The organism is Enterobacter sp. AC1 (assembly GCF_050434705.1).
In the GTDB taxonomy this organism is placed as follows: domain Bacteria; phylum Pseudomonadota; class Gammaproteobacteria; order Enterobacterales; family Enterobacteriaceae; genus Enterobacter; species Enterobacter cloacae_L.
The window spans coordinates 46,324-64,772 of sequence record NZ_JBNDIZ010000005.1 but is presented as its reverse complement, the minus strand read 5'-3'; the positions used below and the strand labels follow the sequence as shown (position 1 = coordinate 64,772).

The following is an 18,449-nucleotide window of genomic DNA, read 5'->3' as shown; positions in this document are numbered from 1 at the left end:
CCACAATGTATATCGGGATTGATCTTGGCACATCGGGTGTGAAAGCCATCCTGTTAAGCGAGCAGGGCGACGTGTTAGCAACGCAGACGGAAAAGCTGCAGGTTTCACGTCCGCATCCTCTGTGGTCGGAACAGGATCCGGAACAGTGGTGGCAGGCGACGGATCGTGCAATACAGGCCTTAGGTGAACAACACAGTCTGCGTGACGTTAAAGCGCTCGGGATTGCCGGCCAAATGCACGGCGCTACGCTGCTGGACAGTCAGCATCGTGTGCTGCGTCCCGCTATTCTCTGGAATGACGGCCGCTGCGCAGAAGAGTGTGCGCTGCTTGAGACGCGTGTGCCTGCCTCTCGCGAGATTACCGGCAACCTGATGATGCCCGGCTTTACAGCGCCTAAATTACTGTGGGTTCAGCGCCACGAACCGGACATTTTCCGTCAGGTGGCGAAAGTCTTACTGCCAAAAGATTATCTGCGCTTTCGCATGACGGGCGATTTTGCCAGCGACATGTCCGATGCCGCCGGCACGATGTGGCTCGACGTGGCGAAGCGTGACTGGAGCGAGGCAATGCTGGATGCCTGCCATCTGACCCGTGAGCATATGCCCACATTGTTCGAAGGCAGTGAGGTGACGGGCACATTGCTGCCGGCGGTTGCTGAACGCTGGAATATGCCTGCCGTACCGGTGGTTGCCGGGGGCGGTGACAACGCGGCGGGGGCCGTCGGTGTCGGTATGGTTGCGGCAGGGCAGGCCATGCTTTCGCTGGGAACGTCTGGCGTCTATTTCGCCGTCAGCGACGGGTATCGCAGCAATCCTGAAAGCGCTGTGCACAGTTTCTGCCATGCCCTTCCGGGGAAATGGCATTTGATGTCGGTGATGCTCAGTGCGGCGTCCTGCCTGGACTGGGTGGCGAAGCTCACCGGCATGGCCGACGTACCGGCGCTCATTTCCGCGGCCCAGCAGGCGGATGACGATGCGGGAACCGTCTGGTTTTTACCGTATCTTTCCGGCGAGCGTACGCCGCATAACAACCCGGAAGCGAAAGGGGTCTTCTTTGGCTTAACCCATCAGCATGGCCCGGCAGAACTGGCGCGTGCGGTTCTGGAAGGCGTGGGGTATGCGCTGGCCGACGGGATGGACGTGGTGCATGACTGCGGCCTGAAACCGGCAAGCGTCACCCTGATTGGCGGCGGCGCGCGAAGCCCGTACTGGCGGCAGATGCTGGCCGATATCAGCGGATTGCAGCTGGATTTTCGCACCGGTGGCGATGTCGGGCCTGCGCTCGGCGCAGCGCGACTGGCGCAGATAGCGATGAACCCGGAAAAACCGCTTCCTCAACTGTTGCCACAGCTTACGCTTGAACAGGCGCATTTGCCTGACGCGGCACGCCATGCGCGTTACGCGGAAAGGCGCGACGTGTTCCGCAAAATCTATCAGCAGCTGCTGCCGCTGATGTCGTAAACACGCTTGTCCGGCAGAGGCACGATGATGTCCTTTTTTGGTCTGGGCGTGCCTTCGTTTCCTTGCCAGTATGGTGTCACACCCACTGGCGAGGAGATCCATCATGCCACGCATTGCATTAATCAATATCGATACTCAGCAGTCATTCCACCATCGCAATTACTGGCAGGAGGACGATATTCCTGCCTTTCAGCAGGCCATGCTGGGACTGATTGAAGGCTGCAAAGCGCGCGGCATTCCGGTCGTTGATATTTTTCATGTTGATGAAGATGGCCCTTTCACGCTGCAAAGCGGCTATGTCAAACCGATGACCTTTTTGCGTCATCAGCCGGATGTGGTTTTCCAGAAACACGTCCATAACGCCTTCACGGATACCGGGCTTGACCGCTGGCTGCGCGAGCGTGATATCAACCAGCTGATCGTGTGCGGCATTCGCACTGAACAATGCTGTGAAACCACCGCACGGGTGGCATCCGATCTGGGTTATGCTGTGACCTTTGTGCTGGCTGGCGACGCGTTTCGCCTGCACTACATTGGCCCGCAGCCTGAGGTTCCGACGTCGATAGGCCTGACGATGAGCGGCATTAAGCCGCTGCCCGAAAGCCTGCCTCCCGGCAGCCTGCTGGTACTGCCGGGGGTGAGCGACTCCCGCTGCCAATTCTCCACGCCGCAGGCGCAGCAGATTCAGCACTGGCTGATGCGCCTGCAGCCGCAGATCCTGCGCCAGGATATCACCGTGATGTGCGTCTGTTCAGGGGCGCTGTTGGCGGCGAAATCAGGCCTGCTGAACAACCGACAGTGCACAACCCACCATGACGTTATTAGCCGTCTGCGCACCGCGGCTCCCACGGCGACGATTAAAGAAAACCGGATATTTGTGCAGGATGAGAATATCTGGACCAGTGCCGGGATCACGTCGGGCATCGATCTGGCGCTGCATATGATTAACCGCCTGTGCGGCCCCGAAAAGGCGCTAACCGTGGCGCGTGAGATGGTGGTCTGGTTCCGCCGTTCCGGTGACGATCCTCAGCTTTCTCCATGGCTACGCTACCGCAATCATCTTCATCCGGCCATCCATCGGGCGCAGGATGCGCTTACCGCCGAGCCGCAAAAAGCATGGAGCGTGCCAGATATCGCCGGGCTGGCGCACGTCAGTCCGCGTCACCTTACCCGGCTTTTCCAGTCACATTTAGGGATTAGCGTTCGCGATTACCTGGAGCAGCTGCGTCTGGCGGTGGCGGAGCAGTGGCTTTTGCAGGGGCGCGGCGTGGAGCAGGCTTCACTGGCGGCAGGGTTTTCCTCCCCGCGCCAGTACCATCGCGCCCGGCAGCGAAGCGTTAACTGACGAAGCGGCGCGTGTCTATTTTTTGCAGCAGCATCGACAGCAGCAGGCTGATAACCAGCGTGGCGGCAAAAATCCATATAATATCCAGCACCGGCCAGCTTTTTAGCTCAACGCCCCTCGTCCGCAGGGCGTGGATCACCAGCGCGTGAAAACCGTAAATTCCGAGAGAGTGCCGCGAGATCATACTCAGTAAGGGCAGGGGACGCGCGTTCAGGGTGTTTTTGACGAGCGTGAGCAGCGAAACGGCACAAATAAAGACCATCGGGCCACAATACAGATACCAGGTATCGGCAAAATTGCCGCGCCACTGCAGCTCATGCAGCGTCCCGCGCGCTATCACCGCCACGCCAGCGATAAACAGCACCGCGCAGAGCCAGTTCAGACCGCGTTTTTGCGTGTCCATCATGCCGATAGCGCGCCCCAGCATGCCGTAAAGCACGTAGTAAAAGGTATCGCCGTTGATATAAAGGTTAACCGGCAACCATTCAAATCCGTCGATTTTCTGCGAAACCGTATTCGGGTTGGCAATAATGCCAATCACCACCATCAGGGCCAAAAGCATTTTTCCGCTGACGTTTTTTACCTGGACGAGGGGAGAGACCAGATAGATAACGATAATGGCGAAGAAGAACCACAGATGATAGAACACCGGTTTTTGCAGCACGTATTTCAGCGATAGCCCGGCGTTAATTGAGGTGAACAGGGTAATATAGAGTAAGGCAATGGCACTGTAGAATCCCAGGCAGGCCGCGATGCGAATGAAGTGCCTCGGCTGCGCGCTACGCTCGCCAAAAAAGAGAAAGCCGGAAATCATAAAGAACAGCGGCACGCTGACGCGTGAAGCAGAGTTGAGAATATTGGCGATATCCCAGTTAACGGGGCTGATGCTGTGCGCATTGGTGATATACCAGGTCGTCGTGTGGATCATGACCACCATCAGACACGCTATTCCTCGCAGGTTATCAATCCAGTTAATTTTTGACTGCATCAGATCCTCGTATTCCCTGTAAATTGAGTGTGACTACCATTGTCCAAAAGTCTTCGTTTGGAAAATTCTGAGTTTTATTCAGCAGGCTTGTAGGGAGGCCGCGAGATTCGCAGAATGCCGGACCTTAATCTATAAAAGCTTTGATACTAAAAATAACAGCCACTGACCAGGGCGGTAATAAAAATGATGATGAAGCGTGCGGCGTCACTCTTTCTGCTGGTAATCCTGGCGGGATGCAGTGCCCCACAAGAAGCCCCTGTGCAAAAAGCGCAGCAGGGTAAAATGAGCCCGGAACGTTCACTGAATATGGAAGCGCTCTGCAAAGATCGGGCTGCCCGACGCTATAACTCGGACGTTCAGAACATTGATGTCACCGGGTTTGTGCGTTTTCAGGGAAGCTATGAGCTGCGGGGCCATACGTCACGTAAAGAGGGCTTTGTCTGCTCGTTTGATGCGGACGGCCAGTTTTTACACCTCTCCATGCGCTAGCCTGCTCGTATAATCAACAGCCAGACGCCCACAACGTTCTGGCTTAACTGCTTATTTCCCAATTTTCCCTAAACAACCCCGTTTCGTACTGTATATCTTGCAGCCAGCGGGTATACTGGTCCCTTCCATTTAAAACCACACGTATCCAGCACGAAATACTATGCAAAAGTTTGATACCAAGACCTTCCAGGGCCTGATCCTGACCTTACAGGATTACTGGGCTCGTCAGGGCTGTACCATTGTTCAACCTTTGGACATGGAAGTCGGCGCCGGCACTTCACACCCGATGACCAGCTTACGCGCGTTGGGGCCAGAGCCAATGGCGACCGCGTATGTGCAGCCTTCCCGTCGTCCGACCGATGGTCGTTACGGTGAGAACCCGAACCGTCTGCAGCATTACTATCAGTTCCAGGTGGTGATTAAGCCATCACCAGACAATATTCAGGAACTGTACCTCGGGTCGCTGAAAGAGCTGGGTATGGATCCAACCATTCACGACATCCGTTTCGTGGAAGATAACTGGGAAAACCCAACGCTGGGTGCCTGGGGTCTGGGTTGGGAAGTGTGGCTGAACGGAATGGAAGTGACCCAGTTCACTTACTTCCAACAGGTTGGCGGTCTGGAATGTAAACCGATCACGGGTGAAATCACCTACGGTCTGGAACGTCTGGCCATGTACATTCAGGGCGTAGACAGCGTTTACGACCTGGTCTGGAGCGACGGCCCGCTGGGTAAAACCACTTACGGCGACGTGTTCCATCAGAACGAAGTGGAGCAATCCACCTATAACTTCGAATACGCGGACGTGGACTTCCTGTTCACCTGCTTCGAGCAGTACGAGAAAGAAGCGCAGCAGCTGCTGGCGCTGGAGACTCCGCTGCCGCTGCCTGCTTACGAGCGTATTCTGAAGGCCGCCCACAGCTTCAACCTGCTGGACGCCCGCAAAGCCATCTCCGTGACTGAACGTCAGCGCTACATTCTGCGTATTCGTACCCTGACCAAAGCCGTTGCAGAAGCTTACTATGCGTCCCGTGAAGCCCTTGGCTTCCCGATGTGCAACCGAAACAAATAAGAGGCGGCCATGTCTGAGAAAACTTTCCTGGTGGAAATCGGCACCGAAGAGCTGCCACCAAAAGCCCTGCGCAGCCTGGCTGAATCTTTCGCTGCGAACGTGACCGCCGAGCTGGATAACGCTGGCCTGGCACACGGTAAAATTGAGTGGTTTGCCGCCCCGCGTCGTCTGGCGCTGAAGGTGGCAAATCTGGCGGCGTCTCAGCCGGATCGTGAAGTCGAAAAACGTGGCCCGGCAATTGCCCAGGCGTTCGACGCCGAAGGTAAGCCGAGCAAAGCGGCTGAAGGCTGGGCGCGCGGTTGCGGTATCACCGTTGACCAGGCTGAGCGTCTGACCACCGACAAAGGCGAGTGGCTGCTGTATCGCGCCCATGTAAAAGGCGAGAGTGCAGAAGCGCTGCTGCCAAACATGATCGCAACCTCGCTGGCGAAGCTGCCAATTCCTAAGCTGATGCGCTGGGGCGCGTCCGACGTGCATTTCGTGCGTCCGGTTCACACCGTGACCCTGCTGCTGGGCGATACCGTTATTCCGGCAACCATTCTGGGCGTGGCGTCCGATCGCGTGATCCGCGGCCATCGCTTTATGGGCGAACCAGAGTTCACCATCGACAATGCCGACCAGTACCCGCAAATCCTGCTGGAGCGCGGTAAAGTTATTGCCGACTACGAGCAGCGTAAAGCCAAAATCAAAGCGGACGCTGAAGAAGCGGCGCGCAAGATTGGCGGTAATGCCGATCTGAGCGACAGCCTGCTGGAAGAAGTGACCTCGCTGGTGGAATGGCCGGTAGTGCTGACCGCGAAGTTTGAAGAGAAATTCCTGGCCGTTCCGGCTGAAGCGCTGGTGTACACCATGAAGGGTGACCAAAAGTACTTCCCGGTTTACGCCAGCGACGGCAAACTGCTGCCAAACTTCATCTTCGTGGCGAACATCGAATCGAAAGATCCGATCCAGATTATCTCCGGTAACGAAAAAGTGGTGCGCCCGCGTCTGGCGGATGCCGAGTTCTTCTTCAATACCGACCGTAAAAAACGTCTGGAAGATCATCTCCCGCGCCTGCAGACCGTGCTGTTCCAGCAGCAGCTGGGAACGCTGCGCGACAAGACCGACCGCATCGCGGAGCTGTCTGGCTGGATCGCCCGTGAAATCGGCGCGGACGTCAACCACGCGACGCGTGCGGGCCTGCTGTCCAAGTGCGACCTGATGACCAACATGGTGTTCGAATTTACCGACACCCAGGGCGTGATGGGTATGCACTACGCGCGTCACGATGGCGAAGCGGAAGACGTGGCTGTAGCCCTGAACGAGCAGTATCAGCCGCGCTTTGCGGGTGACGAACTGCCGTCCAACCCGGTTGCCTGTGCGGTGGCGATTGCCGATAAGATGGACACCCTGGCGGGTATCTTTGGTATTGGCCAGCATCCGAAAGGCGACAAAGACCCGTTTGCGCTGCGTCGTGCTGCGCTGGGCGTGCTGCGTATCATCGTTGAGAAGAACCTGAACCTGGATCTGCAGACCCTGACCGAAGAAGCGGTGCGTCTGTACGGCGACAAGCTGACCAACGCGAACGTTGTGGATGACGTGATCGACTTTATGCTCGGTCGTTTCCGCGCGTGGTATCAGGATGAAGGCTACACCGTTGACACCATTCAGGCGGTGCTGGCGCGTCGTCCGACCCGTCCGGCTGACTTCGATGCGCGCATGAAGGCGGTTTCTCACTTCCGTACCCTGGAAGCGGCATCTGCCCTGGCTGCGGCCAATAAGCGCGTATCCAATATCCTGGCGAAATCCGACGAGACGCTGAACGAGCGTGTTAACGCTGCAACCCTGAAAGAGCCGGAAGAGATTGCCCTGGCGATGCAGGTTGTGGTTCTGCGCGACAAGCTTGAGCCGTTCTTCGCGCAAGGTCGCTACCAGGAAGCGCTGGTGGAGTTGGCTGAACTGCGTGACGTTATCGACGCCTTCTTCGAGAAAGTGATGGTGAACGTAGAAGATAAAGAGCTGCGTATTAACCGTCTCTCGATGCTCGAGAAACTGCGCGAGCTGTTCCTGCGCGTAGCGGATATTTCGCTGCTGCAGTAACGTGACCGTTGTTACAAATGCTAAAAACCCGCTTCGGCGGGTTTTTTTATGGAGCTTTCGTAGGCCGGATAAGCGCAGCGTCATCCGGCAGGTTTAGCCGATCGCGACTGTACCTTCATCCGTTTTCAGCCAGCGTGGTGCCTTCAGCGTATCGGCAAAGTAGCTGACCAGTTCGCACAGCAAATCTTCCATCACGATTGCAGATTGTCGCGGCAGTGAGCCGTTCATCAGCAACTGCGTAATCTCCTGACAGTAGCGCCCCAGCTGGTCGCATTCGGGTTCGAAAGCCGGAAGACGTGACGGGAGTTCCTCCACGGTCAGGCTGGCTTTTAAATAGTCCGGAACAGGATCCAGAAGCGTGGGTTGCAGAAGATTCAGACAAGCATAGAGTCTGCCGTAAAGCGCCATTTTTGGGGCGGGTTCTTCGCAATCTAACAGTGTGTCGGTAAAACGTTCGCAGTTATCCGCCAGTTCGGTGAAGTCGGTGGCGTGGTTGAAGGGCAGGGTGAATAAAGAATGAGCTTGGGTTGGGGTAGTAGTCATATTGGCAGCCTCCGATAAGTGATAAAGCTTCCACCACCGGAAATGCTAACTTCGCTGGTGGTGGACTGAACAGAGCTAGCATTACCGGCCTTATCGGATACCGGCGCATCTTTCGATGCCCCTGCTCAGCCCACCATTGAGATGTAGCAAAGCATGCTGCACATCATGTGCCGCCGATAAGATAAGCCAGGATGCTAAACCCGGCACCTGATTTTGCAGGTGCAAAGAGAACTTACTGCTCATCAAAACAGGCGGCAATAGATTTGAGCTATGCCACTGAGGATATTACCATTTCTGGAAAGAGACTCGCAAAATTACCGCAATGAAAAGCATACTGCGGGCAGAGGTCTTACAGCGACGCTATGGTCCGGCTGTAAATCGCTGAGGCGTTTCCTGCAGGCCGGGGCGAGGCGCATGGATGCGCCGAGAGGGCGGGCTTTACAGGGATGTTACCTCCGCCCGTCCCCGATAAGCCGGAAGGAATAAGCCGAAGGTACCGCGTAGCGGCGATTTACCGCCGGGAGCCCGGGTAGCCAGGGGGGTGGCGACTGAGCCACCCTGGCACGTTCACGGGTATTGTCGTTACAGAGTAGCAAGGAACATAAAGTGAACGGAATGACCACCAGAGCCGTATGCTTCCCCTCGCCCCAGCCCTCTCCCTCAAGGGAGAGGGGGCCGTCTGTGCAGGCAATATTTGGTGGGGATCCCTCAGCCCAAAGGGAGAGGGAGTACAAATCGTCCAAAATTTAACCTTGAAACGTTCAACACATTACCGCTATCCTTATCCGCGTTAACTTTCTCGCTCTGGAGCGCCCCCCAAAAATGAACAAACACGACTGATGAATTTCGATCCTTGCTAAACGCCACCGCGTCGGCAGGGGATGTTTTGATTTCATTCAGGAGTGCTTATGGCTCATTTTGCGCAGTCCCCTTCTTTTATTTTGCATCAGATCACCTGTCAGTTTCCGACGGGCGATATCCTTTTTGGTCCGCTGAATCTTACGCTGGAACCCTCCCTTTGCGCGCTGGTTGGCCGCAACGGCAGCGGGAAAACGCGTCTGCTGCGCTTGCTGGCGGGGCTGGATGAACCGGCTGCTGGTCATATTGAACGCTTTGGCTCGCATTTCTATGTGGCGCAGCAGCACGCCATTTCTCCGCAGACGACGGTTGCGGAACTGCTCGGGTACGACGCGATATTTGCGGCGCGTAAGCGCATTGATAGCGGCGATTACCAGCCTGGCGATCTGGACGCGCTCGACGGCCACTGGGATGTCGCCGAGCGTCTGAGCGAGGCGTTTATCAATGCGCAACTGCCACCGTTTGATCCGGATAAGCCTGCCGCTGAACTCAGCGGCGGCGAGCGCATTCGCGCCCTGCTGTGCGGGGCGTTTACGGCGGATGCGGACTTTCTGCTGCTGGACGAACCCACTAACCATCTGGACCGGCAGGGCCGGGCATGGTTCTACGACCAGCTTAGACGATATCAGGGCGGCGTGCTGGTGGCCTCTCATGATCGTGAACTTCTGGAGCAGGTGCCGCGCATTCTTGAACTGAGCTCCTCGGGCCTGCGCAGCTACGGCGGCAATTATGCGGATTATCAGACCCAGCGCGATGCTGAGCAGCAGGCTGCCCGTGCGGCGCTGGAGCATGCAGCAACCGAGCGCAAACGTACTCGGGCACGCATGCAAAAAGAGCATGACGATAGCCAGCGGCGGTCGGCAAAGACATTACGCACCGTCGATACCCTGAACATCGCCTCGTTTGAGCGGGTCAAATATAAAGGCGCGGCAAAGGAACGGATCGGCGCCTGGAAAAAACAGCACAGCGAGCAAAATGCGGAGCTGAACGCCGCGGTCAACAAGGCTCGTGAACGGGTTGAAGACGATAATCCGGTGATGTTTACCCTACCGGGAAGTCAGATCCCGGAAGGCAAACAGGTGCTGGTGCTGGAGGATGTGGTATTGCCGCATGTGCTCGTTCCACCTGTCACCATGCGCATGGACGGACCGATGCGCGTAGCGTTAAAGGGGCCAAACGGCTGTGGGAAATCGACGCTGTTAAAAACCATCCTCGGTGAGATTGCCCCTCGTTCAGGTACCTGTAAGATGTCCGTCAGCTGTGCCTATCTCGACCAGCATTTGTCACAGCTCGATCTTTCACAATCGGTCATGACGCATCTCAATTTGAGCCATACGCCTCTGGAAGAGGGGGTATTGCGAACCCGTTTAGCGCAGCTGCAGCTGGGTGCCGACAAAGTGACGCTCCCGCTGGCGGAACTCAGCGGCGGCGAGCGTCTTAAGGCGGCGCTGGCCTGCGTGCTTTGGCGCGCTGAAGCCACGCAGCTTCTGCTGCTGGATGAACCGACCAACCATCTTGATCTGGCTTCGGTACAGGCGATTGAAGCGGCGCTGGCCGGTTTCCCCGGAGCGCTGCTGGTGGTATCACACGATGAGGCTTTTTTAAGAGGCTTAACGTTAACGCATGAATGGGTGTGGGAAGAGGCGGGCTGGCGTTGTGATAGCCTTTAAAACATAAGCCCCCGCAAAGGCGGGGGCATTCAAACTTCACTACGCTATCTGTTTGCTGAGTGCAGGGTTGGCCTGAATCAGGCGCATCAGCCTTAACTCGGTTGGGGTGGGTTTTTCACGTTTTGACTCCCACTCCTGCACCATAGCCACGCTGACACCCATCGCTCTGGCGAATTCTTCGGTTTTCAGTCCTGTCCCTTTGCGCAATTGCTCATATTCTGTAAAGGGATTGGATTTTTGTTGCAGGGTAATCGTCTGCGGTACATCTTTAAAAATGATCTGTTCCAGGCTGCTCAGCAGCTCAAACTCAGGATCTTTATATTCCATTGAGGACTCCTCTTAAATCTCACATCGTGATCAAGAACATCAGAGAGCCAGTTAAGAATAGTCCCTAATACCAACCCAGGATCGTCACGGTTGTGATTAATCGTGCGGTAACGATCGCTTTACGCGATTCAGCGAGATGGATAGTTATGCTAATTACCTGATTAGTCATATGTCGGCTTCGCCAGGTATTTTTTTGTAAATGGTAAGAAATAAATCGGCAATAGCCGTTTTGCATGAAAAGAGTATCTTGCAAGGCTGACCTGGACTATCCTTGTCAGCGTCGGGCACGCGTGTGCCGGTGTGCGCTTTTTTGGGTGAAAGGAGTAATAAAATGGCGACAGGAAAGTCCTGCTCTCGCTGGTTTGCGCCTATTGCGGCGTTGTTGATGGTTGTTAGCCTGAGTGGGTGTTTTGATAAAGAAGGCGATCAGCGCAAAGCGTTTATCGATTTTCTGCAGAATACAGTGATGCGCAGCGGCGAACGGTTGCCGACGCTGACTGCGGATCAGAAAAAACAGTTTGGCCCCTTCGTGTCCGATTACGCCATTCTTTATGGTTATTCACAGCAGGTGAGCCAGGCAATGGATTCCGGTATCCGTCCCGTGGTGGATAGCGTGAACGCCATCCGCGTTCCACAGGATTATATGACGCAGCGTGAACCGCTACGCCAGTCCAACGGTGCGCTTGGCGTGCTGAGCCAGCAGCTGCAAAATGCGAAAATGCAGGCTGATGCGTCACGTTCTGCGCTGAAGCAGGGCGACGATCTCAAACCGGTCTTCGACAAAGTGTATGAGAAAGTGGTGACCAAACCGTCTGAAGCACTGCAACCGTTAATTCCAGCCGCGCAAATCTTCACGCAGCAGCTGGTCCAGGTGGGGGACTTTATCGCCCAGCAGGAGACTCAGGTGAGCTTTGTTGCTAACGGCATCCAGTTCCCGACCTCGCAGCAGGCAAGCCAGTACAATACGCTGATTGGGCCGTTGGCCTCCCAGCATCAGGCCTTTAGCCAGGCCTGGAGTGCCGCAGTCACGGCCACAGAATAAACCAAAAAACCCCGCTTCTTGCGGGGTTTTTTATGCGTATCGAAAATAACGCTTGTCATTCTTCTACCACATCGGTATAACTATCCCCGTCGGTTTGTTACACAGACCTAAAGCAGTTTAGTAAAGCAGTCCAGATTGTTATCCATAGATACCCTTCGTTGTGACCCTTCCTTCATCGCTTAGAAATCTGTAACGCAATCCATCAAGCCGGAAGGCTCAATATATTTTTAATAAGGTAATTTCTATGTCTGGTAAAATGACTGGTCTGGTAAAATGGTTCAACGCTGATAAAGGTTTCGGCTTCATCACTCCTGACGATGGCTCTAAAGACGTGTTCGTACACTTCTCTGCTATCCAGAACGATGGCTACAAATCTCTGGACGAAGGTCAGAAAGTGTCCTTCACCATCGAAAGCGGCGCTAAAGGCCCAGCAGCTGGTAACGTTGTAAGCCTGTAAGCTTCCAACCCAGTAGCACAAAATTCAAAAACCCGCCTTCTGGCGGGTTTTTTCGTTTCTATCGTTGCACCTGCGGGTTCACGCAGTTTATCTCTACCTTGCCGCTGAGGGCAGCGATGAGATTGTCTACCGCCGTGGCCGCCATGTTGTAGCGCGTTTCATGGGTGGCTGAGCCGATGTGGGGCAGGGCGACCACGTTGGGTAGCGTTAGCAGCGGAGAATCCACCGGCAGCGGCTCCTGCTCAAATACGTCCAGACCTGCGGCGTGGATCTCACCGTTTTGCAGGGCTTGAATCAGCGCCTTCTCATCTACTACCGGGCCACGACCCGCGTTGATGAAAATGGCTGTCTTCTTCATTTTCTCAAATTCCTCTTTACCAATCAGGTGACGCGTTTCATCCGTCAGCGGCAGGACCAGGCAGACAAAATCGGCTTCCTGCAGCAGGGTATCCAGCTCGCAGTAACGGGCGTTGAAACGTTCTTCGGCTTCACTGTGATTACGACGCGCGTTGTACAGAATCGGCATGTTAAAACCAAAATGCGCGCGCTGCGCCAGCGCCAGCCCGATACGCCCCATGCCCACAATGCCCAGCGTTTTACCGTGAACGTCCACGCCGAACCAGTCCGGGCCAATGCTTTTTGTCCATTCGCCCGCTTTGACGCGCTCAGCCACTTCCACCACGCGACGGGCCGTTGTAAGCATCAATGCCATCAGCGTGTCGGCCACGGTTTCCGTCAGGGCATGTGGCGTGTGCATCAGCAGGATCTTGCGGGCGTTAAGGGCATCTACATCGAAGTTGTCATAACCTACGGAAACGGTAGAAGTAGCACGAAGCTTCGGCATTTTCTCCAGCAGGGCGACATCCACTTTTTCGCTTGAACCCAGCAGGCCTTCGGCGCTGGCGAACGCCTCGGCGTGCTGTGCCACGGTCTCCGGGCTCAGGTTCTTCACCTGCGTGACGGTGAAGTGTTCTTCCAGGCGTTTCTGCAGATCTTCCGGCAGGGCTTTATACAAAATGACGGACGGCTTCATGCTAATCTCCGTTGATTTTTAAGGATTCAGGCGTGGCGAGCGCCGACAGGGTGTTGTTGATTATTAGCAGGCTTAACAATCAGAGTAAGCCACACGGAAGCGAAAAGCGCCACCCCCATAAAGATGTATGAGGCTGACGGACTGCCGGTAGCACCGTTCAGGTAACCGACGAACCAGGAGCCGCAGAACGAACCCAGTGCGCCCATACTGTTAATCAGCGCCATCGCGCCACCTGCCACGTTACGCGGCAGCATTTCAGGGATGATGGCAAAGAACGGACCGTACGGAGCGTACATAGCGGCACCGGCAATGACCAGCAGGGCGTAAGAGGCCCAGAAGTGGTTAGCGCCCACGGCCCATGAGCCAATGAACGCAAAGGCAGCGATCAGCAGCAGCGGCCAGACAAACAGCTTACGGTTCTGCAGCTTGTCCGATGCCCACGATGCGACGATCATAGCGATGGTTGCCGCCAGATACGGTACGGAAGAGAGCCAGCCCACCTGTACCATACCGAGGTTTTCGCCGCCGCTGCGGATAATGGACGGCAGCCACAGCACAAAGCCGTACACGCCAATGCTCCAGGTAAAGTACTGCGCGCAGAGCAGGATCACGTTGCGGGAGCGGAAGGCTTCACCGTAGTTGCGTACCGCCTTCAGGCCTTGCTGTTCTTTATCCAGCTGCGCCTGCAGCGCCGCTTTTTCATCTTCGGAAAGCCATTTCGCCTGCGCCGGTTTATCCTTCACCAGCACCCACCAGCAGAATGCCCAGATCACCGCCGGGACCCCTTCGATGATAAACATTTCGCGCCAGCCGAAGGACTGGATCAGGTAGCCAGACACCACCGACATCCACAGTACCGTGACCGGGTTACCGAGGATCAGGAAGGTATTCGCGCGCGAGCGTTCAGATTTGGTGAACCAGTTGCTGATGTAGATCAGCATCGCGGGCATAACCGCCGCCTCAACGACGCCGAGGATAAAGCGGATGGCAGCCAGGGCAGGAATATTGTTCACCACGCCGGTCAGTGATGCGCAGGCGCCCCACAGGATCAGGCAGATGAAGATCAGCTTACGCACGCTGCGGCGTTCCGCATAGATAGCGCCGGGGATCTGGAAGAAGAAGTAGCCCAGGAAGAAAAGGGCACCCAGCAGGGAGGAGATACCTTTGGTGATCCCAAGGTCTTCGGTGATCCCTGCCGCGGACGCGAAGCTGAAGTTGGCACGATCGAGATACGCCAGGCTATACGTGATAAACACGATTGGCATGATGTACCACCAGCGTTTTACTGCATTGGTCGAACTGTTCATAGGCTTGCCTCTGTTGTTGAGGTTGTTACCGCCGTTGTCTGTAGGGTACACGGTGGCTTAATTATGTGGTGCGGCTTGCTGCCCTCACCCTGGCCCTCTCCCACAGGGAGAGGGAATTTAAACGCCGAGCTCTGCTCGCGTTGGTAATCCTTCGCTATCGCCCTGCACCTGAATGGCCAGCGAGCCAATCTTGTTGCCCCGCGCCACGGCCTGCTGCAGCGTTTTGCCTTCCAGCAGAGCGCTAATGACGCCCACGGCAAAACCATCGCCCGCGCCGACGGTGTCGACAACGTTTTCAACCTTCACCGCAGCGACCGCGCCCTGTTCGCCGTCGGATGTTTTAAACCATGCGCCGTCGGCACCGGTTTTCAGCACCACCGCTTTTACCCCTTTATTCAGGTAGAAGTCGGCAATGCCCTCCGGCGTGCTTTCGCCGGTCAGGATCATCCCTTCTTTCAGGCCTGGAAGAACCCAGTCCGCCCTGAATGCCAGACGGTTGAGCTTCTCGACCATTTCCGCTTCGCTTTTCCACAGCACCGGGCGCAGGTTAGGATCGAAAGAGATCGTTTTGCCCTGGGTCTTCATTGTCGTTGCGGCATGATCCAGCAGCTCATACGAGCTGGCAGAGAGCGCTGCCGCCACGCCGCTCAGGTGCAGATGGCGCGCGGAGGCGAAATAGTCGGCGTGGTAATCCGCCACGGAGAGATGGCTCGCTGCCGATCCTTTACGGAAATACTCCACGATGGGATCGGTTCCATTTTCGACTTTCGATTTAAGCTGAAAGCCTGTGGCGAAGCGCCCGTCGAGGGTAACGCCTGCAGCATCAATGCCCTCTTTTTTCAGCGAATCGAGAACGAAGTGGCCAAAGCTGTCGTCCCCCACGCGGCTGACCCAGCCGACGTTCAGACCAAGGCGCGCAAGTCCCGTCGCGACGTTCAGCTCTGCGCCTGCCACGCGTTTGATAAAGTGCTCCACCGCGCTCAGCTCGCCCGTTTCGGTGGCGACGAACATCGCCATGGCCTCGCCGATTGTGATGACATCCAGCGTCTTGTGCATGGTTTACTCCTCGCGCAGCAGGTTGACGTAATGGCGGGTAACGGCGGTTAAATCCGCCCCTTCCAGCGGGAACTCGATACCGCGCGGGGCATCGGCTGGCAGCTGGCTAAGCAGATCCAGCCAGCGCGCATCGGCGTGGTCCGGTGCCACGGCGCGGAAGTTATCTTTATGCGGCACGGCGGCTTTCACGTGGATATAGCTCACGGCAGAGGCCAGATGGCGTGCGGCCTCTTCAGGCGAATCGCCAACCCACAGCCAGTTACCCATGTCGAAGGTCAGCGTGACGGGGAGCGCCATTTCCCGACAGGCGGTCTGGAAGTGCTGCATGGGTGCGAGCTGGCCGCAGTCGGTCTGATCGTTCTCCACGACCAGCGCCATGCCGCTTGCGTTCAGTAGCGTACGCAGAGCTTCGAGAGGCTGCGCGTCGCTAAAATGGCCCAGGGAAACCTTGAGCCACAGCGCGTTCAGGGTGTTGGCCTCAGAGAGGTAGCGGGGCAGGTCCGGGTTGAGGGTGCCGTCCGGCATAAACAGGGCCGCAGGGGCGGAGTAGCACGCCAGCAGGCCCAGCAGCTCAATGGATTCACCCAGCGCAGGCAGTGCCAGCAGCTCTTCGCTGTTGAACAGTTCGCGGCGGATCTCCACGCCGTCTGCCCCCGCGCCGGCAATAACGGGAAGCATCGCCCGCTGACCGCCTGCCTGTCGCACCTGTTCCGCCCCATACGCGGCGGTGACTACCATAATTTTCCTGTCCATCGTCGGACTCCATCGCAACCTGTCAATACTATTACGCTAGATGGAACCGGTTCCAAAGAAAAGGTCAGGATGTTGAATTTATGATCGGTATCACAAGGGAAAATTAACGCGCGGTGGAGCCGCGAACGATCAGCTCGCCGGAGAAGACCTGCTCGCGAACGGCATCGCTGGTGCCTTCAATACGACGAACCACTTGTTCTACAGCAGCATAGCCAATCTGCCAGGTGGGTTGTTTGAGGGTGGTAATGCCGACGCCGGCGAGTTCCGCCCACTCCAGTTCATCAAACCCCAGCAGACCGATGTCGCTGCCCCAGTGCAGGCCAATGCGCTTGAGCGAGCGGGCGACCTGAAGGGTTAGCGCCCCGTTGGCGGAGATAACGGCTTTGCGCATCCCGCGATGGCGAGTGTGGAACTGGCGCAGGGTATTGTCGAGCTGCCCGGCTTCGTGAAGCGGGGTTTCGGCATTTTCGGCGATCACGCCGGGATATCGCTCCAGCGTGGCGCGAAATGCGCCCAGACGTTCGCGACGGGTGTTAACCATGCCTAACGGCTCGCTCAGAAAGAGAATCGCTTCGAAGCCCTGTTCGATCAGATGTTCGGTGGCGGTTGTGGCTGCCTGAACGTTATCCAGGCCGACCACATCGCAGGCAAATTCCGGAATTTTACGGTCGATGAGGACCATGGGTAGGGAGGACTGCTGCAGGCGATTTAAACCCTCTTCACGCATGCCCACCGCGTTGACCACAATTCCTTCCACCTGGTAGCTGCGCAGCAGATCGAGGTAGTGCAGCTCCTGGTCGACTTCGTTGTTGGTATTACAGACCAGCGGCGTGAAGCCCTTCTCGCGACAGGCCGCTTCGATACCGCTAAGCACGTTAACGGAATAGGGGTTAGTGATATCGGCGATGATAAGGCCAATAAGGCGGGTGCGGCCGCGTTTGAGCCCGCGCGCCATGAGGCTGGGACGGTAGTCGAGGTCGGCAATCGCCTGTTCAATACGCGCCAGCAATGCGTCGGACAACAGGTGTTTCTCGCCGTTAAGGTAGCGCGAAATACTGGTTTTACCGGTTTTGGCGGCTTTCGCCACGTCGCTGATGGTGGCCCGGGCTGGTTTGCTCATCGCTGATTTCCCTGAATTTAGTGAGAATACCTTAGCGGGAAAATCTGGCGAATCAAGTAATTTGCCCGGTGGCGCTGCGCTTACCGGAGGTTGCGGTCTGATGCCCTCACCCCAACCCTCTCCCCCGGGAGAGGGCGCAAACACTAAAAACGGCAACGGGGTTGCCGTTTTGCTTTTACCTACTGAATTGGACTTAACGTAATTTCAACGCGACGGTTCTGCGCTTTGCCTTCCGCCGTGCTGTTGCTGGCGATAGGGTTGGCAGGGCCCATGCCGCTGGTGCGGATGCGGTTCGCTTCAACGCCCTGGGCGATCAGCGAGCTGGCCACGGAATCGGCGCGCTGCTGGGACAGACGCATGTTCAGATCCTGGCTGCCGGTGCTGTCGGTATAGCCCGTCACGTTCACGGCGGTCTTGTTGTACTCTTTGAGCACCATCGCCACGCCGGTCAGGGTGTTCGCGCCGGCCGGTTTCAGCGTCGCGCTGCTGCTGTCAAAGGTCACGTTGTTTGGCATGTTCAGAATGATGTTATCGCCGCTGCGCGTTACGCTCACGCCGGTGCCCTTCATTTTGTCGCGCAGCTTCGCTTCCTGCACGTCCATGTAATAACCCACGCCGCCGCCCAGCGCTGCGCCTGCCGCTGCGCCAATCAGCGCGCCTTTGCCGCGGTCTTTCTTGGAGGAGGAGAGCGCCCCAACGCCTGCGCCTACCAGCGAGCCGATACCTGCGCCGATACCGGATTTACCCGCTTCGCGTTCGCCGGTGTAAGGGTTGGTTGTGCAGCCAGAAACAGCCAGTGCACCGCTCACCAGAGCGGCAATAACGAGTACGCGTTTTTTCATCTTCTTTC

Annotated in this window: 17 protein-coding genes and 1 pseudogene; 8 read left to right on the top strand and 10 right to left on the bottom strand. The window is 56.7% G+C overall.

Annotated elements, in window-relative coordinates:
* The first annotated feature begins 5 nt into the window (after nt 1-5).
* Nucleotides 6-1,460, top strand: coding sequence for a xylulokinase (gene xylB / locus M2433_RS15215; protein ID WP_429055581.1), 1,455 nt, complete (start codon nt 6-8; stop codon nt 1,458-1,460).
* Between the two features lie 70 nt (nt 1,461-1,530).
* Nucleotides 1,531-2,805, top strand: a complete 1,275-nt coding sequence (locus tag M2433_RS15210) for an isochorismatase family protein (RefSeq protein WP_429075898.1) — start codon at nt 1,531-1,533, stop codon at nt 2,803-2,805.
* Here M2433_RS15210 and M2433_RS15205 read toward each other — a convergent pair.
* Complete coding sequence (locus M2433_RS15205) at nt 2,798-3,793, bottom strand: acyltransferase (RefSeq protein ID WP_429055586.1); 996 nt, start codon at nt 3,791-3,793, stop codon at nt 2,798-2,800. The two genes, M2433_RS15210 and M2433_RS15205, sit on opposite strands and share 8 nt — an antisense overlap.
* A gap of 183 nt (nt 3,794-3,976) precedes the next feature.
* Between M2433_RS15205 and M2433_RS15200 the strand changes: the two genes are divergently transcribed.
* The 3 genes from M2433_RS15200 (at nt 3,977) to glyS (ending at nt 7,433) form a co-directional block, all read left to right on the top strand.
* Nucleotides 3,977-4,282, top strand: coding sequence for a YsaB family lipoprotein (locus tag M2433_RS15200; RefSeq protein ID WP_047347629.1), 306 nt, complete (start codon nt 3,977-3,979; stop codon nt 4,280-4,282).
* 160 nt (nt 4,283-4,442) lie between these two features.
* A complete protein-coding gene (gene glyQ / locus M2433_RS15195; protein WP_003860141.1) occupies nt 4,443-5,354 on the top strand; it encodes a glycine--tRNA ligase subunit alpha in 912 nt (303 codons plus the stop codon).
* Between the two features lie 9 nt (nt 5,355-5,363).
* Nucleotides 5,364-7,433: a glycine--tRNA ligase subunit beta gene (glyS, locus tag M2433_RS15190; RefSeq protein ID WP_429055591.1), complete on the top strand. Its 2,070-nt coding sequence runs from the start codon at nt 5,364-5,366 to the stop codon at nt 7,431-7,433.
* A 93-nt stretch (nt 7,434-7,526) separates the two neighbouring features.
* On the opposite strand, the gene M2433_RS15185 is transcribed toward glyS, so the two are convergent.
* Together M2433_RS15185 and M2433_RS15180 are read right to left on the bottom strand one after the other, a co-directional pair.
* A complete protein-coding gene (locus M2433_RS15185; protein ID WP_429055593.1) occupies nt 7,527-7,976 on the bottom strand; it encodes a hypothetical protein in 450 nt (149 codons plus the stop codon).
* A pseudogene (locus M2433_RS15180) lies at nt 7,973-8,050 on the bottom strand (hypothetical protein); the annotation flags it as partial. The pseudogene M2433_RS15180 and the gene M2433_RS15185, both read right to left, overlap by 4 nt.
* 834 nt (nt 8,051-8,884) lie before the next feature.
* Between M2433_RS15180 and M2433_RS15175 the strand changes: the two are divergent.
* Nucleotides 8,885-10,504, top strand: a complete 1,620-nt coding sequence (locus M2433_RS15175; protein WP_429055595.1) for an ABC-F family ATP-binding cassette domain-containing protein — start codon at nt 8,885-8,887, stop codon at nt 10,502-10,504.
* Between the two features lie 39 nt (nt 10,505-10,543).
* On the opposite strand, the gene M2433_RS15170 is transcribed toward M2433_RS15175, so the two are convergent.
* Nucleotides 10,544-10,831 carry an HTH-type transcriptional regulator gene (locus M2433_RS15170; protein WP_008502755.1) on the bottom strand — a complete coding sequence of 96 codons (288 nt, stop codon included), beginning with the start codon at nt 10,829-10,831 and terminating at the stop codon, nt 10,544-10,546.
* Between the two features lie 331 nt (nt 10,832-11,162).
* Between M2433_RS15170 and M2433_RS15165 the strand changes: the two genes are divergently transcribed.
* Both M2433_RS15165 and cspE read left to right on the top strand, forming a co-directional pair.
* On the top strand, nt 11,163-11,873 hold the full coding sequence (locus M2433_RS15165; RefSeq protein ID WP_047651743.1) for a DUF3053 domain-containing protein: 711 nt from the start codon (nt 11,163-11,165) through the stop codon (nt 11,871-11,873).
* Between the two features lie 244 nt (nt 11,874-12,117).
* Nucleotides 12,118-12,330 (top strand): transcription antiterminator/RNA stability regulator CspE, encoded by a 213-nt coding sequence (gene cspE / locus M2433_RS15160; protein ID WP_032615822.1) that lies wholly within the window; start codon nt 12,118-12,120, stop codon nt 12,328-12,330.
* A 58-nt stretch (nt 12,331-12,388) separates the two neighbouring features.
* On the opposite strand, the gene ghrB is transcribed toward cspE, so the two are convergent.
* The 6 genes from ghrB to M2433_RS15130 form a co-directional block, all read right to left on the bottom strand.
* Complete coding sequence (ghrB, locus tag M2433_RS15155; protein WP_429055599.1) at nt 12,389-13,363, bottom strand: glyoxylate/hydroxypyruvate reductase GhrB; 975 nt, start codon at nt 13,361-13,363, stop codon at nt 12,389-12,391.
* A gap of 26 nt (nt 13,364-13,389) precedes the next feature.
* Entirely contained in the window at nt 13,390-14,670 is a 1,281-nt protein-coding gene (locus M2433_RS15150) for an MFS transporter (protein ID WP_047347634.1), read from the bottom strand.
* Nucleotides 14,671-14,787: 117 nt separating this feature from the next.
* Nucleotides 14,788-15,726: a sugar kinase gene (locus M2433_RS15145; protein ID WP_063957894.1), complete on the bottom strand. Its 939-nt coding sequence runs from the start codon at nt 15,724-15,726 to the stop codon at nt 14,788-14,790.
* A gap of 3 nt (nt 15,727-15,729) precedes the next feature.
* A complete protein-coding gene (locus M2433_RS15140; protein ID WP_429055603.1) occupies nt 15,730-16,479 on the bottom strand; it encodes a sugar phosphate isomerase/epimerase family protein in 750 nt (249 codons plus the stop codon).
* A 103-nt stretch (nt 16,480-16,582) separates the two neighbouring features.
* A complete protein-coding gene (locus M2433_RS15135) occupies nt 16,583-17,599 on the bottom strand; it encodes a LacI family DNA-binding transcriptional regulator (RefSeq protein WP_047347637.1) in 1,017 nt (338 codons plus the stop codon).
* Nucleotides 17,600-17,778: 179 nt separating this feature from the next.
* The gene (locus tag M2433_RS15130; protein WP_429055607.1) at nt 17,779-18,441 is read right to left on the bottom strand and encodes an OmpA family lipoprotein; all 663 of its coding nucleotides are present in this window, start codon (nt 18,439-18,441) and stop codon (nt 17,779-17,781) included.
* Nucleotides 18,442-18,449 lie beyond the last annotated feature (8 nt).

Coding starts and splice junctions, on each gene's coding strand:
- ghrB (WP_429055599.1), bottom strand. CDS start 13,363: ATGAAGCCGTCCGTCATTTTGTATAAAGCCCTGCCGGAAGATCTGCAG.
- M2433_RS15150 (WP_047347634.1), bottom strand. CDS start 14,670: ATGAACAGTTCGACCAATGCAGTAAAACGCTGGTGGTACATCATGCCA.
- M2433_RS15140 (WP_429055603.1), bottom strand. CDS start 16,479: ATGGACAGGAAAATTATGGTAGTCACCGCCGCGTATGGGGCGGAACAG.
- glyS (WP_429055591.1), top strand. CDS start 5,364: ATGTCTGAGAAAACTTTCCTGGTGGAAATCGGCACCGAAGAGCTGCCA.
- M2433_RS15175 (WP_429055595.1), top strand. CDS start 8,885: ATGGCTCATTTTGCGCAGTCCCCTTCTTTTATTTTGCATCAGATCACC.
- M2433_RS15170 (WP_008502755.1), bottom strand. CDS start 10,831: ATGGAATATAAAGATCCTGAGTTTGAGCTGCTGAGCAGCCTGGAACAG.
- M2433_RS15145 (WP_063957894.1), bottom strand. CDS start 15,726: ATGCACAAGACGCTGGATGTCATCACAATCGGCGAGGCCATGGCGATG.
- M2433_RS15130 (WP_429055607.1), bottom strand. CDS start 18,441: ATGAAAAAACGCGTACTCGTTATTGCCGCTCTGGTGAGCGGTGCACTG.
- cspE (WP_032615822.1), top strand. CDS start 12,118: ATGTCTGGTAAAATGACTGGTCTGGTAAAATGGTTCAACGCTGATAAA.
- glyQ (WP_003860141.1), top strand. CDS start 4,443: ATGCAAAAGTTTGATACCAAGACCTTCCAGGGCCTGATCCTGACCTTA.
- M2433_RS15135 (WP_047347637.1), bottom strand. CDS start 17,599: ATGAGCAAACCAGCCCGGGCCACCATCAGCGACGTGGCGAAAGCCGCC.
- M2433_RS15205 (WP_429055586.1), bottom strand. CDS start 3,793: ATGCAGTCAAAAATTAACTGGATTGATAACCTGCGAGGAATAGCGTGT.
- M2433_RS15185 (WP_429055593.1), bottom strand. CDS start 7,976: ATGACTACTACCCCAACCCAAGCTCATTCTTTATTCACCCTGCCCTTC.
- xylB (WP_429055581.1), top strand. CDS start 6: ATGTATATCGGGATTGATCTTGGCACATCGGGTGTGAAAGCCATCCTG.
- M2433_RS15200 (WP_047347629.1), top strand. CDS start 3,977: ATGATGATGAAGCGTGCGGCGTCACTCTTTCTGCTGGTAATCCTGGCG.
- M2433_RS15165 (WP_047651743.1), top strand. CDS start 11,163: ATGGCGACAGGAAAGTCCTGCTCTCGCTGGTTTGCGCCTATTGCGGCG.
- M2433_RS15210 (WP_429075898.1), top strand. CDS start 1,531: ATGGTGTCACACCCACTGGCGAGGAGATCCATCATGCCACGCATTGCA.